21 protein-coding genes, 2 tRNA genes, 1 rRNA gene and 1 riboswitch are annotated in these 23,802 nt (G+C 52.4%); of the genes, 9 read left to right on the forward strand and 15 right to left on the reverse strand.

Annotation, left to right across the window (positions count from 1 at the left end; all coding sequences use genetic code 11):
* The 3 genes from DW47_RS0108210 to mntP all read right to left on the reverse strand — a co-directional run.
* Nucleotides 1–1,826, reverse strand: a 1,826-nt coding sequence (locus DW47_RS0108210; protein ID WP_029685918.1) for an ABC transporter ATP-binding protein, incomplete at its 3' end; no start/stop codon positions are given.
* Between the two features lie 188 nt (nucleotides 1,827–2,014).
* On the reverse strand, nucleotides 2,015–2,392 hold the full coding sequence (gene crcB, locus DW47_RS0108215; protein WP_029685919.1) for a fluoride efflux transporter CrcB: 378 nt from the start codon (nucleotides 2,390–2,392) through the stop codon (nucleotides 2,015–2,017).
* Between the two features lie 81 nt (nucleotides 2,393–2,473).
* Nucleotides 2,474–2,551, reverse strand: a riboswitch (Fluoride riboswitch).
* Between the two features lie 105 nt (nucleotides 2,552–2,656).
* A complete protein-coding gene (gene mntP / locus DW47_RS0108220) occupies nucleotides 2,657–3,223 on the reverse strand; it encodes a manganese efflux pump MntP (RefSeq protein WP_029685920.1) in 567 nt (188 codons plus the stop codon).
* Nucleotides 3,224–3,575: 352 nt separating this feature from the next.
* On the opposite strand from mntP, the gene DW47_RS0108225 reads away from it, so the two are divergent.
* Both DW47_RS0108225 and mqo read left to right on the forward strand, forming a co-directional pair.
* Nucleotides 3,576–3,815, forward strand: coding sequence for a DUF1158 family protein (locus DW47_RS0108225; protein ID WP_029685921.1), 240 nt, complete (start codon nucleotides 3,576–3,578; stop codon nucleotides 3,813–3,815).
* Between the two features lie 362 nt (nucleotides 3,816–4,177).
* On the forward strand, nucleotides 4,178–5,812 hold the full coding sequence (gene mqo, locus DW47_RS0108230; protein ID WP_029685922.1) for a malate dehydrogenase (quinone): 1,635 nt from the start codon (nucleotides 4,178–4,180) through the stop codon (nucleotides 5,810–5,812).
* Between the two features lie 107 nt (nucleotides 5,813–5,919).
* Here the strand turns inward: mqo and DW47_RS0108235 are convergent, their stop codons facing one another.
* On the reverse strand, nucleotides 5,920–6,522 hold the full coding sequence (locus tag DW47_RS0108235; RefSeq protein ID WP_029685923.1) for a glutathione S-transferase N-terminal domain-containing protein: 603 nt from the start codon (nucleotides 6,520–6,522) through the stop codon (nucleotides 5,920–5,922).
* Between the two features lie 122 nt (nucleotides 6,523–6,644).
* Between DW47_RS0108235 and DW47_RS0108240 the strand changes: the two genes are divergently transcribed.
* The 4 genes from DW47_RS0108240 (at nucleotide 6,645) to DW47_RS0108255 (ending at nucleotide 10,956) form a co-directional block, all read left to right on the forward strand.
* Nucleotides 6,645–7,502, forward strand: a complete 858-nt coding sequence (locus tag DW47_RS0108240; protein WP_029685924.1) for a PhzF family phenazine biosynthesis protein — start codon at nucleotides 6,645–6,647, stop codon at nucleotides 7,500–7,502.
* Between the two features lie 99 nt (nucleotides 7,503–7,601).
* A complete protein-coding gene (yhjD, locus tag DW47_RS0108245) occupies nucleotides 7,602–8,645 on the forward strand; it encodes an inner membrane protein YhjD (RefSeq protein ID WP_038027394.1) in 1,044 nt (347 codons plus the stop codon).
* Between the two features lie 258 nt (nucleotides 8,646–8,903).
* The gene (locus DW47_RS0108250; protein ID WP_029685926.1) at nucleotides 8,904–10,238 is read left to right on the forward strand and encodes an MFS transporter; all 1,335 of its coding nucleotides are present in this window, start codon (nucleotides 8,904–8,906) and stop codon (nucleotides 10,236–10,238) included.
* A gap of 97 nt (nucleotides 10,239–10,335) precedes the next feature.
* Nucleotides 10,336–10,956, forward strand: coding sequence for a LysE family translocator (locus DW47_RS0108255; RefSeq protein ID WP_029685927.1), 621 nt, complete (start codon nucleotides 10,336–10,338; stop codon nucleotides 10,954–10,956).
* A 74-nt stretch (nucleotides 10,957–11,030) separates the two neighbouring features.
* Here the strand turns inward: DW47_RS0108255 and ilvC are convergent, their stop codons facing one another.
* Nucleotides 11,031–12,509, reverse strand: a complete 1,479-nt coding sequence (ilvC, locus tag DW47_RS0108260) for a ketol-acid reductoisomerase (protein ID WP_029685928.1) — start codon at nucleotides 12,507–12,509, stop codon at nucleotides 11,031–11,033.
* 164 nt (nucleotides 12,510–12,673) lie between these two features.
* On the opposite strand from ilvC, the gene ilvY reads away from it, so the two are divergent.
* A complete protein-coding gene (gene ilvY, locus DW47_RS0108265; RefSeq protein ID WP_029685929.1) occupies nucleotides 12,674–13,555 on the forward strand; it encodes an HTH-type transcriptional activator IlvY in 882 nt (293 codons plus the stop codon).
* On the opposite strand, the gene ilvA is transcribed toward ilvY, so the two are convergent.
* The 6 genes from ilvA to ilvL all read right to left on the reverse strand — a co-directional run bounded on the left by ilvA (nucleotide 13,556) and on the right by ilvL (nucleotide 20,126).
* Nucleotides 13,556–15,103 (reverse strand): threonine ammonia-lyase, biosynthetic, encoded by a 1,548-nt coding sequence (gene ilvA, locus DW47_RS0108270; RefSeq protein WP_029685930.1) that lies wholly within the window; start codon nucleotides 15,101–15,103, stop codon nucleotides 13,556–13,558.
* Between the two features lie 5 nt (nucleotides 15,104–15,108).
* Nucleotides 15,109–16,959 carry a dihydroxy-acid dehydratase gene (gene ilvD, locus DW47_RS0108275; protein ID WP_029685931.1) on the reverse strand — a complete coding sequence of 617 codons (1,851 nt, stop codon included), beginning with the start codon at nucleotides 16,957–16,959 and terminating at the stop codon, nucleotides 15,109–15,111.
* Nucleotides 16,960–17,024: 65 nt separating this feature from the next.
* Nucleotides 17,025–17,954 (reverse strand): branched-chain-amino-acid transaminase, encoded by a 930-nt coding sequence (locus DW47_RS0108280; RefSeq protein ID WP_029685932.1) that lies wholly within the window; start codon nucleotides 17,952–17,954, stop codon nucleotides 17,025–17,027.
* Nucleotides 17,955–17,999: 45 nt separating this feature from the next.
* Nucleotides 18,000–18,230 (reverse strand): acetolactate synthase 2 small subunit, encoded by a 231-nt coding sequence (ilvM, locus tag DW47_RS0108285; RefSeq protein ID WP_029685933.1) that lies wholly within the window; start codon nucleotides 18,228–18,230, stop codon nucleotides 18,000–18,002.
* A complete protein-coding gene (gene ilvG / locus DW47_RS0108290; RefSeq protein WP_029685934.1) occupies nucleotides 18,227–19,873 on the reverse strand; it encodes an acetolactate synthase 2 catalytic subunit in 1,647 nt (548 codons plus the stop codon). The genes ilvM and ilvG overlap by 4 nt, the downstream gene beginning before the upstream one ends.
* 154 nt (nucleotides 19,874–20,027) lie before the next feature.
* The gene (gene ilvL / locus DW47_RS16940) at nucleotides 20,028–20,126 is read right to left on the reverse strand and encodes an ilv operon leader peptide (RefSeq protein ID WP_071846628.1); all 99 of its coding nucleotides are present in this window, start codon (nucleotides 20,124–20,126) and stop codon (nucleotides 20,028–20,030) included.
* Between the two features lie 317 nt (nucleotides 20,127–20,443).
* On the opposite strand from ilvL, the gene DW47_RS0108295 reads away from it, so the two are divergent.
* Entirely contained in the window at nucleotides 20,444–21,955 is a 1,512-nt protein-coding gene (locus DW47_RS0108295; protein ID WP_029685935.1) for a YifB family Mg chelatase-like AAA ATPase, read from the forward strand.
* Nucleotides 21,956–22,050: 95 nt separating this feature from the next.
* Here the strand turns inward: DW47_RS0108295 and DW47_RS0108300 are convergent, their stop codons facing one another.
* Nucleotides 22,051–22,389, reverse strand: coding sequence for a MaoP family protein (locus DW47_RS0108300; RefSeq protein ID WP_029685936.1), 339 nt, complete (start codon nucleotides 22,387–22,389; stop codon nucleotides 22,051–22,053).
* 121 nt (nucleotides 22,390–22,510) lie between these two features.
* Between DW47_RS0108300 and hdfR the strand changes: the two genes are divergently transcribed.
* Entirely contained in the window at nucleotides 22,511–23,332 is an 822-nt protein-coding gene (gene hdfR, locus DW47_RS0108305; RefSeq protein ID WP_029685937.1) for an HTH-type transcriptional regulator HdfR, read from the forward strand.
* A gap of 123 nt (nucleotides 23,333–23,455) precedes the next feature.
* Here hdfR and DW47_RS0108310 read toward each other — a convergent pair.
* The 3 genes from DW47_RS0108310 to rrf form a co-directional block, all read right to left on the reverse strand.
* Nucleotides 23,456–23,531: transfer RNA gene (locus DW47_RS0108310), tRNA-Trp, on the reverse strand.
* A gap of 8 nt (nucleotides 23,532–23,539) precedes the next feature.
* A tRNA-Asp gene (locus DW47_RS0108315) sits at nucleotides 23,540–23,616 on the reverse strand.
* 96 nt (nucleotides 23,617–23,712) lie between these two features.
* Nucleotides 23,713–23,802 (reverse strand): 5S ribosomal RNA (gene rrf, locus DW47_RS16630); the annotation flags it as partial.

Raw genomic sequence — 23,802 nt, forward strand, 5'->3', positions numbered from 1 at the left:
CTACCAAAAAAACCGCCGGTCTGACGCTGCCACAGGCGGGCATAGACACCTTGTTTTTCCAACAATTGCTGATGGTTACCTGTTTCCACTATTTTCCCCTGTTCCAGGACTATCAGCCGATCCATGCGGGCAATGGTGGACAAGCGGTGGGCAATAGCAATCACCGTTTTCCCGGTCATCAGGGATTCAAGGCTCTCCTGGATGGCCGCTTCCACTTCTGAATCCAGCGCAGAGGTTGCCTCATCCATAATCAAGATCGGCGCATTTTTCAGCAGTACACGGGCGATAGCAATACGCTGGCGCTGCCCGCCGGACAGTTTCACCCCGCGTTCCCCCACATGCGCATCCAGACCGTAGCGTCCCTGTGCATCAGAGAGGTGAGGAATAAAGTCATCTGCCCGCGCCCCGCGCAGCGCTGCTTCAATTTCTTGATCGCTGGCTCCGGGACGACCATATAACAAGTTATCGCGGATCGAGCGATGCAGCAGCGACGTATCCTGAGTAATCATGCCGATCTGGCTACGCAGACTCTCCTGAGTGACCTCAGCAATATTCTGACCATCAATCAGGATCTGCCCCTGGTTAAGGTCATACATCCGCAGCAACAAGTTTACCAGTGTCGATTTACCGGCACCGGAAGCCCCAATCAGGCCAATTTTCTCCCCAGGACGCAGGCGCATATCGATATCTGACAGAATGCGGCGACCATTACCGTAACTGAAGGAAACATGGTCAAAGTCAATGCTACCCTGCGTGACGTTCAACTGTGGCGCATCCGGCTTATCCTGCACACTCAGCGGCTGACAGATGGTCCCCATGCCATCCTGAACCATCCCGATGTTAGAGAAAATGCCGTTCACCACCCACATCACCCAGCCAGACATGTTAACCAGACGGATCACCAGACCGGTGGCCAAAGCGATAGCCCCGACCGAGATCAATGACTGACTCCATAGCCACAACGCTAGGCCGGTAGTACTGACAATCAGCGCTCCGTTCAGCGTCGACAGTGTGACATCCATCGCAGTCACCATCCGACCGGCCATCTGTGTGGTCTCGGTTTGTTCCTGAATGGCTTCACGGGCGTTTTTTTCCTCAAGGGAACTGTGTGCAAACAGTTTGAGGGTAGCGATGTTCGTGTATCCATCGACAATAAAGCCCATCAGTTTTGAGCGGGCTTCGGACGAGACCACCGAGCGCTGTTTCACCCGCGGCACAAAGTACTTCAGACAGGCGATATAGACCACCAGCCAGATCACCAGCGGGATCACCAGTTTCCAGTCCGCTTCAGCAAACAATACCAGCGAGGTAATCGCATAAATCGCAACGTGCCAGAGGGCATCCACCAACTGTACCGAGGAGTCACATAATGAGTTACCGGTCTGCATAATACGCTGTGCAATTCGCCCAGCGAAATCGTTCTGGAAGAAGGTCAGGCTCTGGCGCAGCACATAGCGATGATGTTGCCAGCGCATCATGCTGGTCATCCGCGGGTTGATGGTTTGATGGATCAGTAGGTCATGTAACGCGATAAATATCGGCCGGATAATCAGGGCCACGACCCCCATCCAACTCAGCAGCAACCAGTGCTCATGAAACAGGGTTGCCGGGTGAGAGGCATTGACCAAGTCAATAATTTTACTCAGGTAACCAAATAGGGCGACTTCGATCAGTGCCCCCACCAGCCCCACCACCAGTAATCCGGCAAAACAGGGCCATACTTGGCGTAAATAATAGGCATAAAAGCGACCAATCGTCGTTGGAGGAGCCTCCGACGGCGGCTGCCGAAAGATATCAATAAATTTTTCAAAGCGTTCGGATAACATACATTGCGTCCGTGGCAGAATGATGAACCGCAAGCTTAGTGCAAAATTCACGAACCTTCAGCTATCTGTCTGCGGAGATTGCCGCTATTCGTTGATACTCATCCAGAATGGCAACAGGGTCTGACATTCTCGAAGATCATCATAGATATTCTGTTGCCAGTCCGGCGCAATCCCCTTTACGGGCTGGCTTAACTGAAGGCGGTGATCAAGGCGAAACCGGCAAAGGTCATCAGTAACGTGCCGAACAGGTGCAGACAAGCACTGGTCATCGCCCATAGATATTTCCCAGACTGCAGCATCACCATTAATTCTGCCGAGAAGGTCGAGAAGGTGGTCAGGCCACCACATAAACCGGTGGTGATCAGCAGTTTCCACGCCGGATCGAGTTGCGGATGGCGGGCAAACCAGGCCAGGGCGGCGCCGATAATAAACCCTCCTACCAGGTTGACCAACAGTGTCCCGAGCGGCAGGTTGGAAAATAAGGGGTTAAAGCGCATCGAGCAGAACCAACGCAGCAGGCAGCCTGCGCCACCACCAATTAATACCGCCATAAAAGACTTAAACATAAGAGTTCCTGAAACAATCGCTGCCAGGGAAAGGACGTATCACGACCTGACACCCCCTCTCCTCACACAGACAGGTTAAGTTGAATGTCAGGTGTCATCAGCCGTGGCAACGAATAGCCCGGCGGTTGGTTGAGGCGGCACACCATCGCCCCACAATCACGGATCCTAGCCCTACTGGGCCAGTATCACACCGATTGTCACTTGCTGATACAGAGTAACCGCACAAACCCCCTCATACAACTGCCTGCATGGCCGTAGGCGCATTTATTGGCTAAGGTGCTCAAGCAGAATAGTACAACCAATACCAATCAACATCACGCCGCCAAGAATTTCAGCCCTTTTGCCTAAAATGGGTCCGATAAAGCGGCCAGCCAACACACCCGCCGTCGCCATCAGCGTGGTAGCGGCTCCAATAGCCAGCGCAGTGAGGACAATATTCACCTGTAGAAAAGCCAGTCCGACGCCGACAGCCAGCGCATCCAGACTGGTCGCAACCGCGGTCATCGCCAGTACCATAAATCCGTGACGGTCCGGTGGAGCACAGTCTTCGGCTTGCGGCTGGCGCACTGCACCGATGATCATCCGGCCACCCAGTACTGCTAATAGAACAAAGGCAATCCAGTGGTCCCAGGCCATCACAAAACGGCTCGCGGCCAGCCCGATACACCAGCCGATCAACGGGGTCAGCATTTCTATGCCACCAAAAATAACGCCGGTGCGTAGCGCCTCCTTCACCCCAGGGCGGTTAAGGGTGGCCCCTTTTCCTAAGGCTGCAGCGAATGCATCCATTGACATCCCGAACGCCAAGATAATTGTGGTAATCAGATCCATGTTATTTCATCACTCAGAAGAATTTCCCGGACACTTATCCGTTTGTCGAGAACAACGTCACTGTTCCACGAGAATCAGCACCAGGCCGGAGCGCAGTCTACCATGATGAGATGAAATAAAAAAGACAATAAAATCATGATGTTAGTTATAGCCAAGGCTATAATGTATAACTGCCGCTAACTTTCTCCTAAGCCTATGAAAATAGGCTGTTACTCTATAAAAGTAGGCGGCTTTGCCTACCGTCAGCAGACCCATTACCGCTCCTTTCCTTTTCAATACATGCCGAATGGCTGATTGAAACCCTCCGGAAATTGCCTGACAATGGAACACGTCTTCCCGCTGGGCATCTCCTATGAAAAATCCGTTAGAAACCCTGTTAATCCCCTGTGGGATCTTACTGATGAGCTTTTTATCTGCATTGCTGCTACCCGCCCCCACCTTCGGTCTCAGTCTATCCAAAACCCTGATGTCGATTTTCCATATTGTGGATTTAAATCAGCTGTATACCATTATTTTCTGCCTCTGGTTTTTACTGTTAGGCCTCCTCGAATTTTTTATTATTCGCTTCTGCTGGCGTCGTCTCAGTAGATAATAATCAGTTGCTGGAGTGAACAGCGGTCTGCCTCCCCCCGTAGAGTATTCGCCCATGGCGGTGTTGTGGATTGGTCGCCGAATATTCTGTTCAAAAAAACGGCATCACTCGCGTAATCTGCTGAAAATCCCGAATCTTTTCCTAAAAATCTGCCCGTAAACAGTTGTTTAATTCTGAGGCATAAATGCTATATTCAGAGGTATAACGGATAGCGCAGCACCCGCTCATAACCGTGACAAATTATGAGGATGCCGCACACTTTTTCTTTTTCAGATCGGTAATACTATGCCGTTCCGAAAACTTTTATTTCGCCTGCAAGCCTGTCGGTGGCGGACGCCGGACAGAAGAGGAGATGTTGCCTCATGTGTAAATCAACAATGAACCTTTCTCTCGCCATGAGCAGTAGTGCTACTGCTGGGCAAAAGGTTCAGCAAGGAAAAGATGTCGATGTTTTACTGATCGGCGCCGGTGTGATGAGTGCCACACTGGGAACTTTTCTTCAGGAACTGGAGCCAGAATGGACGCTAGAGATGGTGGAGCGTTTGTCCGGCGTGGCAGAGGAGTCCTCCAACGGCTGGAATAATGCCGGCACCGGGCACTCCGCCCTGGCAGAACTGAATTACACCCCGCAGAAATCAGACGGTAGCATCGATATCAGTAAAGCGGTGGCTATTAACGAAGCCTTTCAAATCTCCCGTCAGCTGTGGGCATCCTTGGTAGAAGCTGGACGACTTAGTCAGCCAAAGACCTTTATCAATACCACCCCGCATATGAGTTTTGTCTGGGGTCAGCAGAATGTAGACTTTCTGCGCAAGCGTATGGAAGCATTGAAGAATAGTACGCTGTTCCGCGGTATGGAATACTCTGAAGATCCACAACAGATTGCGGAGTGGGTTCCCCTGCTAATGGAAGGTCGTCAGCCTGGGACGCCGATTGCTGCAACTCGAACCGAAGCAGGTACCGATGTTAATTTTGGTGAAATTACCCGCCAATTAATACACTCTCTGCAGAAAAGTGAACATTTTACCCTCAGAACCCGCCAGGAAGTTCGCCAACTGAAACGTCTTGGTGATGGCCGCTGGCAAGTCACCTTGCAGGATCTGAACACCCACACGTCCCGTACCCTGACTGCCCGTCATGTGTTTATCGGTGCTGGCGGGGCCGCACTGCCTCTGTTACAGAAAAGTGGCATTCCGGAAGCGCGTCGCTATGCCGGTTTCCCGGTGGGTGGCTCCTTCCTGGTGACCGAAAACCCTGAACTGGTGAAGAAGCATCTGGCGAAGGTCTACGGTAAAGCCAGTGTCGGTGCCCCACCGATGTCAGTACCCCATGTGGATACCCGTATGCTCGACGGTAAACAAGTTCTGCTATTTGGCCCGTTCGCTACCTTCTCTACAAAATTCCTGAAACAGGGCTCATTGCTGGATATGTTCTGCTCAATGACACCCTCCAATCTGTTTCCGATGATGCAGGTGGGCGGTAAAAATATTGATCTGATCAAATACCTGGTGGGCCAGGTCATGCTGAACGACAGCGATCGTCTTAAAGCGCTGCAGGAATATGTGCCGGATGCTAAAGCCGAAGACTGGCGTCTGGTAGTCGCTGGCCAACGTGTTCAGATTATCGATAACGATCCGAAACAGGGTGGCGTACTGAAATTAGGTACAGAAATCGTCAATTCCCAAGATGGTACCGTTGCGGCGTTACTGGGTGCATCTCCGGGGGCCTCAACCGCGGCCAAGATTATGCTGGATCTGATGAAGAAAATGTTCCCCGCGCAGATGGGCAGCCCAGCTTGGCAGCAAAAAATCTGCCAACTGGTGCCTTCCTATGGCACATCGCTGGAAGGTGATGCCGAGGCATCAGAACGCGTCTTATCTTCCACCAGCCGCATTCTGGAATTAAGCTATACCGCTCCGGCAGTCAGCGAAACCTCGTCGCCGTCCATGGCGGCAAACGACGAAAGCCGTGTACCAGCAGACGTGGCAGGAAAATAACGACGTATTATCTCAGCGATTCGATTGGCTGGGTAAACCAAGTGGGCGGCACCCTTAGGGGGCCGCCCTTTTTATAGGCCGTTTTCGATAAAACTAGCCTCGGAACCTTACGGGATCCCGTTACGCCCCCAGCGGACATAGCCTTGTCGATCCGTTAAACGCTGATAATAACGGCGGATGGCCGGACAGGCCGGTTTTTCGAACGGCGTTTCGTACCAACGGTTAACCGCCAAGCCAATGGGGATGTCTGCCAAGGTGAAATGACGTCCGGCCACATAATAGCCGGTTTCTATAAGCCGCTGATTGAGCACTGCCATAGTGTCATTCCAGCCTTTACACGCCGCCTCTAATAATACCGAGTTCTGGTGCGCTGGGGACTGTCGCACCAATGCGCTGAACGCGAACCGCCACGACGTATTGAGTTCAGTAGCCTGCCAATCCATCCACTGTTCGGTCAGTGCCCGCTGATGTAAAGCCTGAGGATACAAATGATACGCCTGATGTGAGCTGGCCAGATAACGCAGGATCGTATTGGCTTCACGCAGTACAAAATCACCGTCTCGCAGCACCGGTCCGTCATTGTCAGCCCGTACTCTGCGAAACGTGGCCGACTCAGGCTCTTCACACCGGTGATCCAGCGCCAGCTCATCACATAACCACAGCACCTTACGGACATTAAGTGAGGTTTCTTTACCGTAAACAGTCAGCATATATGCTCTCCTAGCAACGACCCTGTTTACACTATAGTCGTAGTATTGGCCGCAAAAAATAATCCTCTCCACCTGCCACTAATGGCACACTGGTATCATCCTGCTAACTGGAGCCCCTCTTTATGCTACGCCGTATTGCTTTTAGCCAGACCGATGTTTTCAGTGATGTCCCTTATCTCGGTAATCCGCTAGCCGTTATCACCGATGCTCGCGGACTGAGTGATCAGCAGATGCTGACTATCGCCCGCTGGACCAACCTCTCGGAAACCACTTTCGTACTGCCATCCACAGAGTCGGGGGCTGACTATCAGGTGCGTATTTTTACCCCCGGTGGAGAGTTGCCTTTCGCCGGCCATCCCACCCTGGGCACCGCCCATGTTTTATTAGAGCGCGGGCTGATTCAGCTACACCAACAGCATGTCATTCAGCAATGTGCTGCGGGATTGATCGCAATACACCGTCAGCCCGATAACAGCTTGGCTTTCACCGCGCCCCATACAGATATCGTTCCCTATTCCTCTGCCTTAACCGAAGCGTTAAGCGCTCCGGAGAGAGAAGACGCCTTACAATCGGCCATCGGTGGCGTCGGCAGTCGCTGGCTGTTACTTCCACTGCCTGATGTCAGCACCTTACGGGCCTTTTCTCCGTCACCGGCACAGCTCGATGATCTGACACAACAGGCCGATGTCAAAGGCATAGTAAGCTTTGCTCCAGTGCAGGATGACAGCGATGAAGATTATGAAGTCCGCGTGATCTTTATGCAGCAAGGTTCCCGGGTTGAGGATCCGGTTACCGGCAGTGCCAATGCCTGTCTGGCACACTACTTTGCCGCTCAGGGGATAACGGCAAATTACCGAGCCCGTCAGGGCTTATCCGTGGGTCGGTATGGCAAACTGTCCATCAGTTACCCGCACGGTGAGGTCCGAGTCGGCGGCCATTGCACAACCCTTATCAGTGGAGAGATCACTTTACCTTGCTAGTCGCGGCAACGGACAATTAATGGCCTGATTCGTCTCACTGCTAATTGCCCGCTATACTTAGCCTGTTTTTCACTGAACCGAAAAAGGAGCCTTTCTTTCATGGCGGAAACTACCCCTGCTGAAAAGGGAAAAAACGAAAAGCCGATCCCGATGATTAATACCGGTAATCCCTCGGTAGATCGGCCGATTAATCGTGCTTCGCGAAAAATAAACTGGTTTACCCGTATTCCGGCGGTTGCTCATTTCCTGCGGGCCATAGAGCGTTTTAATGATCGCCTCGGTAGCCAGTTTGGTGCCGCAATCACCTATTTCTCGTTTCTGTCATTAATCCCTATCTTGATGGTCTCCTTTGCCGCGGTTGGGTTTGTGCTGGCCTCTAATCAGAACTTACTGACGGGTCTTATCGACAAAATCGTTGGCAGTATCAGTGACCCAAGTTTGGCTGGCACCCTTAAGAGCACTGTCCGTACCGCTATTCAGCAACGAACCACTGTCGGCCTGACTGGGCTATTGCTGGCCCTGTACTCTGGGATCAGTTGGGTGGGGAATTTACGGGAAGCGATCCGTGCTCAGTCCCGGGATGTGTGGGAAAGACAGTCTCATGACCAAGAAAAAATCTGGTTTAAGTATGTCCGCGACTTTATTTCCCTGACCGGGTTGATGCTAGCCCTGATTATTTCACTTTCTCTGAACTCGGTGGCGGGCTCCGCCCAGAATGCTATCGTCAATGCACTGGGGTTAGGGCATATCGACTGGCTACGTCCGGTGATGACGGTGATTGCCTTGTCGATCTCCATCGCCGCAAACTATCTGATCTTCCTGTGGATCTTCTGGATACTTCCGCGCCACCAGCCGCCCAAAAAAGCGTTATTCCGTGGAACCTTACTGGCAGCGATCGGTTTTGAAATCATCAAATTTATTATGACCATTATGCTGCCTAAGGTGGCATCGTCCCCTTCAGGTGCGGCCTTCGGGTCAGTGTTAGGACTGATGGCCTTTTTCTATTTTTTTGCCCGACTGACATTGTTTTGCGCAGCGTGGATAGCCACTGCGGACTACGATGAACCCGAACAAAAATCTGGACAACAAGACACTGAGATTGCGCAAAGCTCTCAAAATGTAACCGGTAGTGAATCCGGATAGATATTTTGGCTGTAGGCGGTTTTTGATGCAAAAAAGTGCGTATTGGTAAAATACGCACTTTTTTTACGCCCCTTTTTAGTGAATTAGTCTGAAAAGACCGAGAGCTCCCTTGTCATCTTCCGGTAACTTTCACGCATCAGATATTATCCTCTTTTCCCCTCATAATCCCCGCCATTACTGGGATCTTCGTGATTGATGCCTGCAAAACACCTGCTAATATGGTCCGTCTCTCGTTACAAAAAATAAGAAACTATTATTATGCAAAGCAGCAATTCTGAGTCTTATTCCTCACCTGCAGATTCTCCCCCGGTGAATTCCAGAGGAAAAGTCGTTATCGCTTCACTGGTCGGCACCGCTATTGAGTTTTTTGATTTTTACATCTATGCCACTGCGGCGGTGATCGTATTCCCGCATATTTTCTTCCCTCAGGGGGATGAAACGGTTGCAACCCTGCAATCGCTGGCGACCTTCGCTATCGCTTTTGTTGCCCGGCCGATCGGTTCAGCGGTGTTCGGCCACTTTGGCGACCGTATTGGTCGTAAAGCCACCCTGGTGGCATCATTACTGACTATGGGCATCTCGACGGTTGTCATCGGTTTGCTACCGAGTTACAGCACTATTGGTGTGGCGGCTCCTCTGTTATTGGCGCTGGCCCGTTTTGGTCAGGGTCTTGGACTGGGCGGTGAGTGGGGAGGCGCGGCACTGCTGGCCACCGAAAATGCTCCAGCCAAAAAACGGGCGCTGTACGGTTCTTTCCCGCAACTGGGTGCCCCCATCGGCTTTTTCTTCGCTAACGGCACCTTCCTGCTGCTCTCTTGGCTGCTGACGAATCAGCAGTTTATGGATTGGGGTTGGCGTGTACCGTTTATTCTGTCTGCGGTCCTAGTGATCATCGGTCTGTATGTGCGAGTCTCGCTGCACGAAAGTGCCGCCTTCACCAAAGTGAAGCAAGAGAAAAAACAGGTCAAAATCCCAATTGGGACGCTGCTGTCAAAACATCTGGGTGCGACCATTATCGGCACCTTTATTATGCTGGCAACCTATACCCTGTTCTATATCATGACCGTATATTCAATGAGTTACGGTACTGCACCAGCGCCTGCAGGATTAGGCTTTTCACGTAATAGCTTCCTATGGATGCTGATGGTGGCCGTTATTGGATTTGGTATCACCATTCCGGTGGCCGGTATTCTGGCTGACCGCTTCGGTCGCCGTCGTACCATGATCACCATTACTCTGCTGATCATCGCCTTTGCTTTCCTGTTCCCGATGATGCTAGGTTCAGGCTCGCCGTGGCTGGTGATGCTGTTCCTGATCGCGGGATTAAGCATTATGGGGCTGACATTTGGTCCGATGGGCGCCCTGCTGCCGGAATTATTCCCAACAGAGGTGCGTTATACTGGTGCCTCTTTCTCCTATAACCTATCCTCAATTCTGGGTGCTTCCGTTGCCCCTTATATCGCGACCTGGCTGAACTCTCATTACGGCTTGAGCGCGGTCGGCCTCTATCTGGCGGCAATGGCAGTGCTGACACTGCTGGCGCTGATTGCCAGCAAGGAAACCCGCCATCAGACACTGTTTGAGCCTTCCTGACAGACCTCAACTCCCTGCTACGCAGGGAGTTTTTTTATCCCTTGTCTTTCCCTTTCCTGACTTGTTATAACCTTAGTTTTCCTTGGAGAATGGCCCTGTGACGATCACCGAAAGCCTTATTGCCTATACCTGTGCTGCCGCACTGTTAACCCTGACCCCTGGCCTGGATACGGCACTGGTACTGCGCACCGCAACCCTTGAGGGCCGCAAACAAGCCTTTCATACGTTATTGGGGATTAATCTCGGCTGCCTACTGTGGGGAATAGCGGTAGCCTGTGGCCTCGGTGTTCTGGTGGCAGTTTCTCAACTGGCGTACGATATCTTGAAATACTGTGGAGCTGCTTGGTTATGTTGGTTGGGAGTGGGGATGTTACTGCGTCCGCGCACTACATTGACGGACAGTGACTTGCCTAGCGAGAAGCACCCTAACTGGCTGTTACGCGGGGTGACAGGCAATCTGCTCAACCCAAAAGTCGGTATTTTTTACCTCTCTTTCCTGCCGCAGTTTATCCCACAGGGTCAGTCACTGTTTTTTTGGACGCTGGGTTTAGTCGGCATTCATATGTGCTTAGGGCTCATCTGGCTGACAATGGTGATCTCAGCGACCCATAAATTCAGTCGTCTGTTTAAACACCCTAAAGTCGTGTCAGTGATGGATCGTCTTACCGGTCTGGTCTTACTCTCTTTTGCTGCCCGCTTGGCATTCAGTAAGCGCTGAATTCATCGTAATTACTGGATTTTAGGCATAAAAAAACCCCGGCCAAGCCGGGGTCAGTGCACAGTATGACGGGATTACCCGGCAACGGCGATACGTTTCATATCGGTCATGTAGCCACGCAGCTTGCTGCCGACTTTTTCGATAGGATGCTGGCGGATAGCTTCGTTCACGTCACGCAGCTGAGCATTATCAACCGCATTACCGCTCAGGGTTTCCTGACCTAAGTCACCGGTCTGCAGCTGTGCCATAAAGTCTTTCAGCAGCGGTACTGCGGCGAAAGAGAACAGGTAGTTACCGTATTCTGCAGTATCAGAAATGACCACGTTCATTTCGTACAGACGCTTACGGGCAATGGTATTAGCAATCAGTGGCAGCTCGTGCAGTGATTCATAGTAAGCAGACTCTTCGATGATACCGGCGGCCACCATGGTTTCGAATGCCAGTTCAACGCCAGCTTTCACCATCGCGATCATCACAACACCCTGATCGTAGTAGTCTTGCTCAGCAATTTTACCTTCGAACTGTGGCGCATTTTCAAACGCGGTTTTACCGGTTTCTTCACGCCAGGTCAGCAGGTCTTTATCGTCTTTCGCCCAGTCAGCCATCATACCGGAAGAGAACTCACCGGAGATGATATCGTCCATATGTTTCTGGAACAGGGTCGCCATGATGCCTTTCAGCTGTTCAGACAGCTCATAAGCACGCAGTTTTGCCGGGTTAGACAGGCGATCCATCATCAGGGTGATGCCACCGAATTTCAGAGATTCGGTGATGGTTTCCCAACCGAACTGGATCAGTTTTTCGGCGTAAGCCGGGTCAGTCCCTTCGGCCACCAGCTTATCGAAGCACAGTACCGAACCCGCCTGTAACATACCACACAGGATAGTTTGCTCACCCATCAGGTCAGATTTTACTTCTGCAACGAAAGAGGATTCCAATACCCCTGCACGATGACCACCGGTCGCCGCTGCCCAGGCTTTAGCAATCGCCAGACCTTCACCTTTAGGGTCATTTTCTGGGTGAACTGCGATCAGCGTTGGTACGCCGAAACCACGCTTATATTCTTCACGCACTTCAGTCCCTGGGCATTTTGGCGCAACCATCACTACAGTAATATCTTTACGGATGGTTTCGCCCACTTCAACGATGTTAAAACCGTGAGAGTAACCCAGGGTGGCGCCTTCTTTCATCAGAGGCTGAACCGCTTGAACCACAGCAGAGTGCTGTTTGTCTGGCGTCAGGTTGATCACCAGATCTGCCTGTGGGATCAGCTCTTCATAGGTCCCCACTTTGAAGCCGTTATCTGTCGCTTTGCGCCATGAGGCACGCTTTTCAGCGATGGCTTCTTCACGCAGCGCATAAGCGACATCCAGGCCAGAATCACGCATGTTCAGGCCTTGGTTAAGACCCTGAGCACCACAACCAACGATCACGACTTTTTTACCTTTCAGGACGCTTGCGCCGTCAGCAAATTCTTCGCGTGACATAAAACGACATTTACCTAACTGCGCTAACTGATTACGCAGATTCAATGTGTTGAAATAGTTGGCCATGGGTACTCCGTATCTTTGTTGTGTTTGTATTTATCTGATGTTCAGTGACAGCCGCTGCTGTACTGAGAATGACCCTATCATATGCCATGATTTCCATTGCTTAAATTGATATATTAACAATATCATATTGCATATTATGAAATACTATTTGGCGGGGTAACTTGATGGACCTACGGGATCTGAAACTGTTTTTACACTTGGCAGAAAGCTGCCATTTTGGCCGCAGCGCAGCCGCTACCCATGTCAGCCCCTCGACCCTGTCACGGCAGATCCAGCGGCTGGAGGAAGAGACCGGACACACGCTGTTTATCCGCGATAACCGTTCAGTCAGTCTCACCGCCGCAGGCGAGAATTTTGCGCAGTTCGCCCGCCAAACGCTGATGCACTATCAGCAGCTACGTCACACGATGGATCTCAACAGCCCTTCCCTTAGTGGAGAACTCCATCTGTTCTGTTCGGTAACAGCAGCCTACAGCCATCTACCGCCGGTGCTGGACCGATTTCGCGCTGAACACCCGCAAGTCGAGATTAAACTGAGTACCGGCGACCCTTCCGATGCGGTCCAGAGAGTCAGTTCCGGTGAGGCCGATATCTCTATCGCCGGCAAACCGGAATCACTACCTGCTGGCGTGGCCTTTACGCCGCTGGATGTGTTACCCCTGGCGCTAATCGCCCCAGCCTTACCCTGCCCAGTACGTACCCAGATGAGCGACGATAATCCGGACTGGAGCCGCATCCCCTTTATTCTGCCGGAACAGGGGCCGGTAAGACGCAGCATTGAGCAATGGCTGAAACGCCGTAAGATTTCGTCACCGCTGATCTATGCCACGGTCTCCGGGCATGAGGCGATGGTATCTATGGTGGCACTGGGTTGTGGCATTGCGCTGTTACCCGATGTCGTGCTGGAAAACAGTCCGGAGCCGGTACGCAACAGGGTGATGAAGGTTATCCGCACCGATCTAGGCGCACCGCTTGAATTGGGAGTCTGCGTTCAGAAAAAGCGGCTCGCAGAGCCGCTGATTAACGCTTTCTGGGGACTGCTGTAATTACTGCCCCGCCAGAAAGAAACGAAATGCTGGGTTATCACTCTCATCATGAAAGTCATAGCCCAGTTTTTGCAGGTGTTCATCGAAGCGAGGTTCGTTTTCACCCAGCTCGAAGGCTGCCAGTACCCGACCGTAGTCGGTGCCGTGGCTGCGATAGTGGAACAGAGAGATATTCCAGTGGGTGCCCAGAGTCTGCAAAAACTTCAGCAGAGCGCCGGGAGACTCCGGAAACTCGAAACTGAACAGCCGCTCCTGGAGAGGTTTACCAGGACGCCCCCCGACCATATAACGCAGATGCAGTTTTGCCATCTCATCATCGGACAGATCAACCACGTCATACCCGTCCTGACGAAGCTGAGCGATAATTTCCGCCCGCTCTTCTAGACCACGGGTCAGCCGTACCCCAACAAACAGTGACGCATTGTTATCATCCGCATAGCGGTAGTTAAATTCGGTCACTGCGCGGCCACCAAGGATCTGACAGAACTTCAAAAAGCTGCCCTGTTTTTCCGGAATAGTGACCGCCAGTAAGGCTTCACGCTGTTCACCCAGTTCGCAGCGTTCAGACACATAGCGCAAACCGTGGAAATTAACGTTAGCCCCGGACAACACATGCGCCAGTCGCTCACCTTGAATGCCATGCTGCTGGATATACTTCTTCATGCCAGCCAGTGCCAGCGCCCCAGAAGGCTCGGCAATGGCTCGGACATCTTCAAAAATATCTTTCATCGCTGCACAAATGGCATCGCTATCGACGGTAATAATATCGTCCAGATACTCGCGACAGACGCGGAAGGTTTCATCACCGATCCGCTTCACCGCCACACCTTCAGCAAACAGTCCTACCCGCGGCAAGTCTACCGGATGGCCAGCATCCAGAGCCGCTTTCAGGCACGCCGAATCTTCGGCTTCCACCGCAATCACTTTGATTTCCGGCATCAGCTGTTTGATCAGTACTGCCACCCCAGCAGCCAGACCGCCTCCCCCGACGGGAACAAAAATACGGTCAAGGTGGGCATCCTGTTGCAGCAGCTCCAGCGCTAAGGTGGCCTGACCGGCAATCACGGCCGGATGGTCAAACGGTGGAACAAAGGTATAGCCATGTTGTTGTGACAGTTCGATAGCTTTGGCTTTCGCCTCGTCGAAATTAGCCCCGTGCAACAGTGCCTCGCCACCAAATGCCCGTACCGCATCGACCTTGATATCCGCGGTGGCCACCGGCATCACAATCAGCGATTTAATTCCCTGACGGCTGGCGGACAGGGCGACCCCCTGCGCATGATTACCCGCAGAGGCAGTTACCACGCCCTGGGTGCGCTGTTGTTCAGACAGCCCGGCAATCATGGTGTAAGCACCGCGCAGTTTAAAACTATGTACCGGCTGGCGATCCTCACGTTTGACTAACAGGGTGTTACCCAGACGCGCAGACAGTTTTTCCATTTTCTGCAATGGGGTGACCTGAGTCACCTCGTAAACGGGAGAACGTAATGCCGCATGGAGATACTCCGCACCAGTAGGTGCGGAGGAAAGAGGTTTTGCTACTGCCATGCTGATCAGCCCCCGAGCTTACTCTTGTCACGGACGGCGCCTTTATCGGCACTGGTCGCTAGTGAGGCGTAAGCACGCAGCGCAAAAGAGACTTCACGCTGACGGGATTTCGGCGTATAGGCGGCATCACCACGGGCTTCTTCTGCCTCACGGCGCGCTTTCATTTCAGCCTCGTCGATATCCAGACGGATGCTACGTTGTGGGATATTGATATCAATAATATCGCCATTGTTAACCAGGGCAATCAGCCCCCCATTCGCCGCTTCTGGCGACGCGTGGCCGATAGACAGGCCGGAAGTGCCGCCAGAGAAACGTCCATCGGTGATCAGCGCACAGCTTTTACCAAGGCCCATCGATTTCAGGTAGGTGGTCGGGTAGAGCATTTCCTGCATTCCCGGACCGCCTTTTGGACCTTCGTAGCGGATCACCACGACATCACCGGCCACCACTTTACCGCCAAGGATCGCTTCAACCGCATCATCCTGGCTCTCGTAGACTTTCGCCGGTCCACGGAAGGTCAGGCTCTCTTCATCAACGCCGGCGGTTTTCACGATACAGCCATCCAGCGCGATGTTGCCATACAGTACTGCCAGACCACCATCTTGTGAGAAGGCGTGCTCACGGGAACGGATACATCCCTGCTCACGGTCATCATCCAAGGTATCCCAACGGCAATTCTGCGAAAAAGCTTTGGTGGTACGGATGCCCGCAGGGCCCGCGCGGAACATCTCTTTCACCTCTTCATCACCGGTCAGCATAATGTCGTACTGATCGAGGGTTTCGCGCAGGGTCGTCCCGAGGATATTCGGCACTGAGGTGTCCAGCAGCCCGGCTCGATCCAGCTCGCCGAGAATACCGAGTACGCCACCAGCACGGTGAACATCTTCCATATGATATTTCTGGGTGCTTGGTGCCACTTTACACAGGTGCGGAACTTGGCGTGATAGACGGTCGATATCGGAGATATCGAAGTCAATTTCCCCTTCCTGTGCGGCAGCCAACAGGTGCAGCACGGTATTGGTGGAACCGCCCATCGCGATATCCAGCGTCATGGCATTTTCAAATGCCGCCTTGCTGGCGATGTTGCGTGGCAATACCGAGGCATCATCCTGCTCGTAGTAACGTTTGGTCAGACCCACGATACGCTTACCGGCATTAATAAACAGCTTTTCACGATCGGCGTGGGTGGCGAGCAGAGAGCCGTTACCCGGCTGAGACAGGCCCAGCGCTTCGGTCAAACAGTTCATCGAGTTGGCAGTGAACATCCCAGAACAGGAGCCACAGGTCGGGCAGGCAGAACGTTCGATCTGTTCGCTGTCGGCATCACTGACGTTCGGGTTTGCCCCTTGGATCATGGCATCCACCAGATCCAGTTTGATGATCTGGTCAGAAAGTTTGGTCTTACCGGCTTCCATTGGACCACCGGAAACAAAAATCACCGGAATATTCAGGCGTAATGATGCCATCAGCATTCCCGGGGTGATTTTATCGCAGTTGGAAATACACACCATGGCATCGGCACAGTGTGCATTCACCATATATTCGACAGAATCGGCAATCAGTTCGCGGGACGGCAGGGAATACAGCATACCGCCGTGGCCCATCGCAATGCCATCATCGACAGCGATGGTATTGAATTCTTTTGCCACACCACCAGATGCTTCAATCTGTTCTGCCACCAGCTTCCCGAGATCGCGCAGGTGAACGTGGCCGGGAACAAATTGCGTGAATGAGTTAACGACGGCAATGATAGGCTTTCCGAAATCATCGTCTGTCATTCCGGTCGCACGCCACAGGGCGCGGGCTCCGGCCATATTACGGCCATGGGTGGTGGTGGCGGAACGATACTTAGGCATACTCTGTTTACTCCAGTCGGTCAAAAAAAACCGCGGACCCGAGGTCCGCGCAAATCAGGGGGTTGTTATGGGTTAACCTGGTCCAGCCAGCCCCATTTGTCTTCTGTTTCACCAGTAAACAGGCCAAAAAACGCGTCCTGAATACGTTTAGTCACTGGCCCACGACGGCCTTCCCCGACCTGAATCCCATCTACGCTGCGAACCGGAGTAATTTCAGCGGCAGTCCCCGACATAAAGACTTCATCAGCCAGATATAAGGACTCACGAGACAGTGTCTGCTCACGCACTTCAATACCCAGATCTTTCGCCAGAGTAATAATGGCATCACGGGTGATCCCCGGCAGCGCCGAAGAGGTGAACGGAGGAGTAAACAGAATGCCGTCTTTCACTTCAAACAGGTTTTCACCCGCACCCTCTGACAGATACCCGTTCACATCCAGCGCGATCCCTTCCTGATAACCATGGCGGCGCGCTTCGCTGCCGACTAACAGGGAGGAGAGGTAGTTACCACCCGCTTTAGCACCGGTTGGGATCGTGTTGGCCGCAACACGGTTCCAGGAAGAAACCATTGCATCGATCCCCTGCTCTAGTGCCTCCGCGCCCAGATAAGCACCCCATGGGAAGGCGGCAATGATCACATCGGTGTTGTAACCGTCTGGCGGGTTAACGCCCAGTCCGACATCCCCGACAAAGACCAGTGGCCGAATATAGGCACTTTCCAGCTTATTCACCCGCAGCACTTCGCGGCAGGCTTCCATCAGTTCATCCACGCTCTGAGAGACCGGGAAACGGTAGATTTTGGCGGAGTCACGCAGACGCTGCATATGTTCACGGTGACGGAACACCACCGGCCCTTTGTGGGAGTTGTAGCAACGGATACCTTCGAATACAGAGGTACCGTAGTGCAGAGCGTGAGACATGACGCTCACTTTAGCCTCTTCCCACTTAACCATTTCACCGTTGAACCAGATCAGCTCTGCTTTTTTAGTGCTCATTGTGTTTGTCCTTTACGCCTTTGGCATGATGTGTTGTGTATTTTTTTAGTGCACCTGAACGTGTGTAATATCCGTCAGTTTGGCTAATTGCACTGACAGTAGCCCGACAGGACGCTGGCTGGCAACTGTCATTTCGATATTGATCTTCTCGGCGTCTGCTCCCTCGGCCATTGTCATGGCCATGATGCGGAAACCACGATGACGGACGACCCGTAAGATACGTTCTAACACTTCTGGGCGAAACTGCGCCTCGACAGATAACTGGTGCTGATTCATCGGGTCTCCTCCATCATATTGTTATTACTGGCACCCGGCGGTACCAACGGCCAGACATTTTCCGCTTCATCAATTGCCACATGCAGGAAGTAAGCTCCTTCACTGTTGAGCAGCGTCTCCAAGGCATCATCAAGCTGATCTTTACGACTGATACTCTGGCCGGGGATACCAAACGCGGCGGCCAACATCAGAAAGTCAGGATTATCGGTCAGCAACGTTTCGCTGTAGCGCTCTTCGAAAAATAGTTGCTGCCATTGACGTACCATGCCCAGGCGCTGGTTATCCAGCAGTAAGATTTTTACCGGCAGATTTTTCCGTTTGATGGTGCCCAGCTCTTGGATATTCATCATCACAGAACCGTCCCCGGACACACAGATCACCGTATGGTCTGGACAAGCGACCTGTGCGCCGATGGCCGCCGGTAAACCAAAGCCCATGGTCCCCAGGCCACTGGAGGTAATAAAGCGTTCAGGTGCAGTAAAGTCCATATGTTGCGCTGTCCACATCTGGTGCTGGCCAACATCGGTCGTGACAATGGTCTGTTCAGGTTTCTTATCAGAGAGGGCTTTCAGTAGAGCGGGGGCATACAGGGCATCACCAGGATGGTCATAGCGACAGGCATAATCACGTTTCATTGCAGTTACCGTGCTACACCAGTCGCTGATCGCCAAGGGCTGACTCAGTGCCGTCAGCGTCTGCCTCAGCTCTCCCTGTAAGGAGACATGGGCACGGCGTAATTTATTGAACTCCGCTGGGTCGATATCCAGATGGATCACCGCAGCATCCGGCGCGAAGGTATCCAGCTTGCCGGTGACCCTATCATCAAAACGCGCACCGATAGCGATCAGTAAATCGCATTCTTGAACCGCCAAGTTCGCCGCTTTACTGCCGTGCATGCCCAGCATACCCAGATAGGTGTCCTGAGAGGCCTCCACACAGCCCAACCCTTTCAGGGTACAGACCGAAGGTATCGCCGTTACCGCCAGAAACTGGCGTAATTCAGCCACTGCACCCGCCATCCCGACACCGCCACCGATATAAGCCATCGGTTTTTTGGCTTGGCGTAGTAACGTCAGCGCCTGGGCAATATCTTGTTCCGCTGAGACGTCCGGCGATCCCACGGAGGCCTCGGCAGCACAGAAGTCGGCCTCACCCAGTTGGATATCTTTAGGAATATCCACCAGAACCGGGCCCGGGCGACCGGACTGAGCAATTGCAAAGGCTTCAGCCATTACTGCCGGTAACTCTTCAGCGGACTGCACCATAAAACTGTGCTTGGTACAGGCCAGCGATAAGCCCAATACATCGATCTCTTGAAATGCATCGGTGCCGATCACTGCACGAGAAACTTGCCCGGTGATCGCCACCACCGGCACGGAGTCCATCATTGCATCCGCCAGTCCGGTGATCAGGTTAGTGGCACCTGGACCAGAGGTTGCAATACAGACTCCGGTTTGACCCGTAGCCCGAGCATAGCCAATCGCCGCCATAACAGCCCCTTGCTCATGGCGGCACAGCAAATGCTCTACTCCGCCGTCATAGAGTGCATCGTAAACCGGCATAATCGCGCCACCGGGATATCCGAATACCGTCTTAATGCCCTGTTGCCTTAAAGCCTGAACTACCCACTGTGCTCCGGTCATTTTTATTCACCTGTGCTTCTTATTTTTTGATTTCACCGAGTGCTGTCCGGTCACGTCGATGTCATTTTTTGAAAATACCCTGCTCTGCGTGGTCCAAAAAAAAACCCCCGGACCTGTCGGTGCGGGGGTTCTCTTTGGATTAAGGCCTGATTTTCTAAGCCTTTCTTTCTCCGAGTGCAGCCCCGCACGATGGTAGAATAATCACCACCACGCTAATCACAATCAGGCTAATCACTCGGAGAACGGCTTTCATATCAGTTTTAATCACGCTGTATTCATTTTAATGCATAAAGAGGTATCACGAATTTATGGGTAGTGACAACTTATTTTTTAAATTATTTTTCGGCTACCGACGTCCCACTAAAGCAAATCATTGATAAGTATTAATTATATTAGAAACCGGTTTCATGGGTGATTTTCAATAAGCACCACCTCCTGCCACAGCTCGCAAAAAAATATCTGCCAGTGTCATCATGATTTAAATCCCGCGGCCTGTGGCACAACGTGGATAAAGATTCACCCCGCAGCAAAGTTCAAACCGCTAGTCTGTCCTTTTTAGGGAGGTATGACATGTCATACGCCAGAGTAATGACGCGGGCAATTATTGGTATCGATGCGCCCTCTGTCACGGTTGAAGTCCATTTGAGCCGCGGACTGCCCACGTTGAACTTGGTCGGGTTGCCCGAGGCCACCGTCAAAGACGCCCGCGAACGGGTGCGCAGCGCCATTATCAACAGTGGTTTTACCTTCCCAGCCCGCCGGATCACCGTTAGTTTGGCTCCGGCGGATATGCCTAAGGAAGGCGGCCGCTATGATCTGCCTATCGCCATCGCTATTTTGGCTGCATCAGGACAAATCCCTGGCCGCCTCCTCGACGGATTGGAGTTCCTCGGAGAGCTTGCATTAAACGGCAGCACCGCGGCCGTCAGGGGGGCGATTCCGGCAGTGATGGCAGCCCGTAGTCAGTCACGCCGCATGGTGATCCCAGCGGCTAACGGCCAAGAAGCCGGACTGGTCACGGAAACCGTGACGTTTATCGCTACAGACCTGCTGCAGGTCTGTCACTTTTTGCATGATAAGTGCATGCTGCAAGAGGCGGTCTGTACACCAGCGACAAACATCGCCACTATCCCGGACCTACAGGAAGTTATCGGTCAGCAACAGGCAAAGCGAGCTCTTGAAGTCGCCGCAACAGGTGGGCACAACTTGTTATTCATCGGCCCCCCAGGGACTGGCAAGACGATGTTAGCGTCGCGCTTACCCGGCTTACTGCCACCACTCAGTGAACAAGAGGCGCTGGAATGCACGGCTTTAAACAGTCTCAGTAAAGAAAAGCCGGTCAGTGCACTCTGCTATCAGCGTCCTTTCCGCTCTCCTCATCACAGTGCCTCACTGGCGGCTTTAGTCGGAGGTGGCGCTATCCCCCAGCCCGGAGAGATTTCGCTGTCTCATAACGGTGTCCTATTTCTGGATGAACTGCCGGAGTTCGGCCGTAAGACTCTAGATGCACTCCGTCAGCCCCTAGAATCCGGTGAGATCATGATTTCTCGAGCTCGAGTAAAAATCACCTACCCGGCACGTTTCCAACTGCTGGCAGCCATGAATCCAGCACCGACTGGGCACTATCAGGGAGCCAATCAACGTCAGCCAGACAGCCAGATACTACGATATCTAAATCGCCTCTCTGGGCCGTTCCTTGATCGCTTTGATCTCTCTCTGGAAGTACCCTTACTGCCCCCGGGAACGCTCAGCCAGCCGTTAACTGCAACCGAAAACAGCGAGGCCGTTCGTCTGCGAGTGATTGCCGGTCGTGAGCGACAACTGGCGCGTAGCGGAAAGGTGAATGCATTGATGAATACTCAGCAGGTCAGAAAGTACTGCTCGCTTACCAGCAGCGATGCTCGCTGGCTTGAGGAGGTATTACATCAGTTGGGGTTATCCATTAGGGCATGGCAGCGCATACTTAAAGTTGCTAGAACTCTGGCGGATCTGGAGTCTTGTGAGGCCATTGGACGCAGGCACCTGCAGGAGGCAGTCGGTTACCGTGCTATGGAGAGGCTGATACAGCGGCTGCAACGGTAAGGAGGGCGTGCAAGAGGACGTAGAGGTATCCACGTGACGGCTAGAACGTGCTTAGCGCCAGAGACAGGAAAGGAGCCCGCAGGCTCCTTACTTAATTAATCATCGCTGTCATTAAACTCTTCAACAGTATCCATCTGTGGCTTGCCACCAGACAGGGTGTGAAAACGTTTAGGACGTTTGATCCTGGACATATATTTTGACCAGACACGCTCTGCTTCAGTTTCTGGTGCACGCAGTCCACGACACACGTCAACGAAGCGGGTTTCTTCTTCGGTTACCGGTTCACGTCTGGCTAGATCCAAGTCATTAAACGCGACACCATGGCGTTCAAGTAGCTGTGCTTCCTTAATCGTAAAATCACCGTGGCGTGAAAACCCTCGCGGGTAGTTTTTATTATCAAAAAAGCGATTGGTTGTGGTAAAGCTATCCGACATTTTACACGCTCCTAACTCTTTAATGGTCGTGTGATTTATGGCGCGGAGTATTAGTTAGGCTTGACAAAGTGTAAAACAAAAGATTTTAATCTTATCGATTAATAATTTTGGAGATGTAGTGATGGATACCGAATTGCTGAAAACGTTCCTGGAAGTCAGCAGAACACGCCATTTCGGCCGTGCAGCCGAAGCGCTCTACCTGACGCAATCAGCGGTCAGTTTTCGCATCCGGCAGCTTGAGAATCAGCTGGGTGTTAGCTTATTTACCCGGCACCGTAATAATATTCGTTTAACGTCTGCTGGTGAACGCCTATTGCCCTATGCAGAAACACTGATGAGTACCTGGCTGACCGCCAAAAAAGAAGTCTCATTGTCCCAGCAACAGCATGAACTGACCATTGGAGCCAGCACCGCACTGTGGGAGGCCTACCTCACCCCATGGCTGAAAAGCCTCTATCAGAACCGGGAAAACCTGCATATTGAGGCAAGAGTCGCACAACGACACCTGCTGGTCAAACAAATCCATGAAAGACAATTGGATGTGTTAATCACCACGGAAGCACCGAAGATGGATGAACTGTCCAGTCAGCAGATAGGGCATATCTCTCTGGCACTGTTTCGCTCACGAGAATCTGAGAAAAAGGATCGTTATCAGTACATTAAGCTGGAATGGGGGGCCGATTTTCATCAGCATGAGCTTTATTTATCCGCTGAAGAATCACCGGTGCTCACGACTACCTCTGCCCATATCGCCAGAGATCTGTTGCATACTACCGATTCCTGTGCCTTTTTACCTGAATACTGGCAGACCTTGTATAAAGATCTTATTACAGTCAGTGAAACCCCGGCCGTGATACGGCCATTGTATGCCGTCTGGTTACAGAATAGCGACCAGCAGGCAGCCTTAAAACAGCTACTTAAGGTTCCGGTAATCACCCGCTGAGGGGAAAAGCGAAAAAAACAGGAGTATTTATTACAGAGAACACGGCCCGGCGTACGCCGGGTCTGGTATCGGGCGTTTTTCAGGCAAAAAAAATCCTTTGCTAAGCAAAGGATCCTTTTTTTCTGGCAGGGGCGGAGGGACTCGAACCCCCAACACCCGGTTTTGGAGACCGGTGCTCTACCAATTGAACTACGCCCCTAAATAGGGTGGCGGAACGGACGGGACTCGAACCCGCGACCCCCTGCGTGACAGGCAGGTATTCTAACCAACTGAACTACCGCTCCACCGATTCTGTACTGATTTCAGAAAACGTCTGAATTCAGGTATATCACCTTTCACGTGTCACGGTGAAAGTCACGACCCTAGGGTCTTAATTGGATGCCTGGCAGTTCCCTACTCTCGCATGGGGAGACCCCACACTACCATCGGCGCTACGGCGTTTCACTTCTGAGTTCGGCATGGGGTCAGGT

Origin of the sequence: Tatumella saanichensis (assembly GCF_000439375.1) — a bacterium.
Taxonomy (GTDB): domain Bacteria; phylum Pseudomonadota; class Gammaproteobacteria; order Enterobacterales; family Enterobacteriaceae; genus Tatumella; species Tatumella saanichensis.

Coding starts and splice junctions, on each gene's coding strand:
- crcB (WP_029685919.1), bottom strand. CDS start 2,392: ATGTTTAAGTCTTTTATGGCGGTATTAATTGGTGGTGGCGCAGGCTGC.
- mntP (WP_029685920.1), bottom strand. CDS start 3,223: ATGGATCTGATTACCACAATTATCTTGGCGTTCGGGATGTCAATGGAT.
- DW47_RS0108225 (WP_029685921.1), top strand. CDS start 3,576: ATGAAAAATCCGTTAGAAACCCTGTTAATCCCCTGTGGGATCTTACTG.
- mqo (WP_029685922.1), top strand. CDS start 4,178: ATGTGTAAATCAACAATGAACCTTTCTCTCGCCATGAGCAGTAGTGCT.
- DW47_RS0108235 (WP_029685923.1), bottom strand. CDS start 6,522: ATGCTGACTGTTTACGGTAAAGAAACCTCACTTAATGTCCGTAAGGTG.
- DW47_RS0108240 (WP_029685924.1), top strand. CDS start 6,645: ATGCTACGCCGTATTGCTTTTAGCCAGACCGATGTTTTCAGTGATGTC.
- yhjD (WP_038027394.1), top strand. CDS start 7,602: ATGGCGGAAACTACCCCTGCTGAAAAGGGAAAAAACGAAAAGCCGATC.
- DW47_RS0108250 (WP_029685926.1), top strand. CDS start 8,904: ATGCAAAGCAGCAATTCTGAGTCTTATTCCTCACCTGCAGATTCTCCC.
- ilvC (WP_029685928.1), bottom strand. CDS start 12,509: ATGGCCAACTATTTCAACACATTGAATCTGCGTAATCAGTTAGCGCAG.
- ilvY (WP_029685929.1), top strand. CDS start 12,674: ATGGACCTACGGGATCTGAAACTGTTTTTACACTTGGCAGAAAGCTGC.
- ilvA (WP_029685930.1), bottom strand. CDS start 15,103: ATGGCAGTAGCAAAACCTCTTTCCTCCGCACCTACTGGTGCGGAGTAT.
- ilvD (WP_029685931.1), bottom strand. CDS start 16,959: ATGCCTAAGTATCGTTCCGCCACCACCACCCATGGCCGTAATATGGCC.
- DW47_RS0108280 (WP_029685932.1), bottom strand. CDS start 17,954: ATGAGCACTAAAAAAGCAGAGCTGATCTGGTTCAACGGTGAAATGGTT.
- ilvM (WP_029685933.1), bottom strand. CDS start 18,230: ATGAATCAGCACCAGTTATCTGTCGAGGCGCAGTTTCGCCCAGAAGTG.
- ilvG (WP_029685934.1), bottom strand. CDS start 19,873: ATGACCGGAGCACAGTGGGTAGTTCAGGCTTTAAGGCAACAGGGCATT.
- ilvL (WP_071846628.1), bottom strand. CDS start 20,126: ATGAAAGCCGTTCTCCGAGTGATTAGCCTGATTGTGATTAGCGTGGTG.
- DW47_RS0108295 (WP_029685935.1), top strand. CDS start 20,444: ATGTCATACGCCAGAGTAATGACGCGGGCAATTATTGGTATCGATGCG.
- DW47_RS0108300 (WP_029685936.1), bottom strand. CDS start 22,389: ATGTCGGATAGCTTTACCACAACCAATCGCTTTTTTGATAATAAAAAC.
- hdfR (WP_029685937.1), top strand. CDS start 22,511: ATGGATACCGAATTGCTGAAAACGTTCCTGGAAGTCAGCAGAACACGC.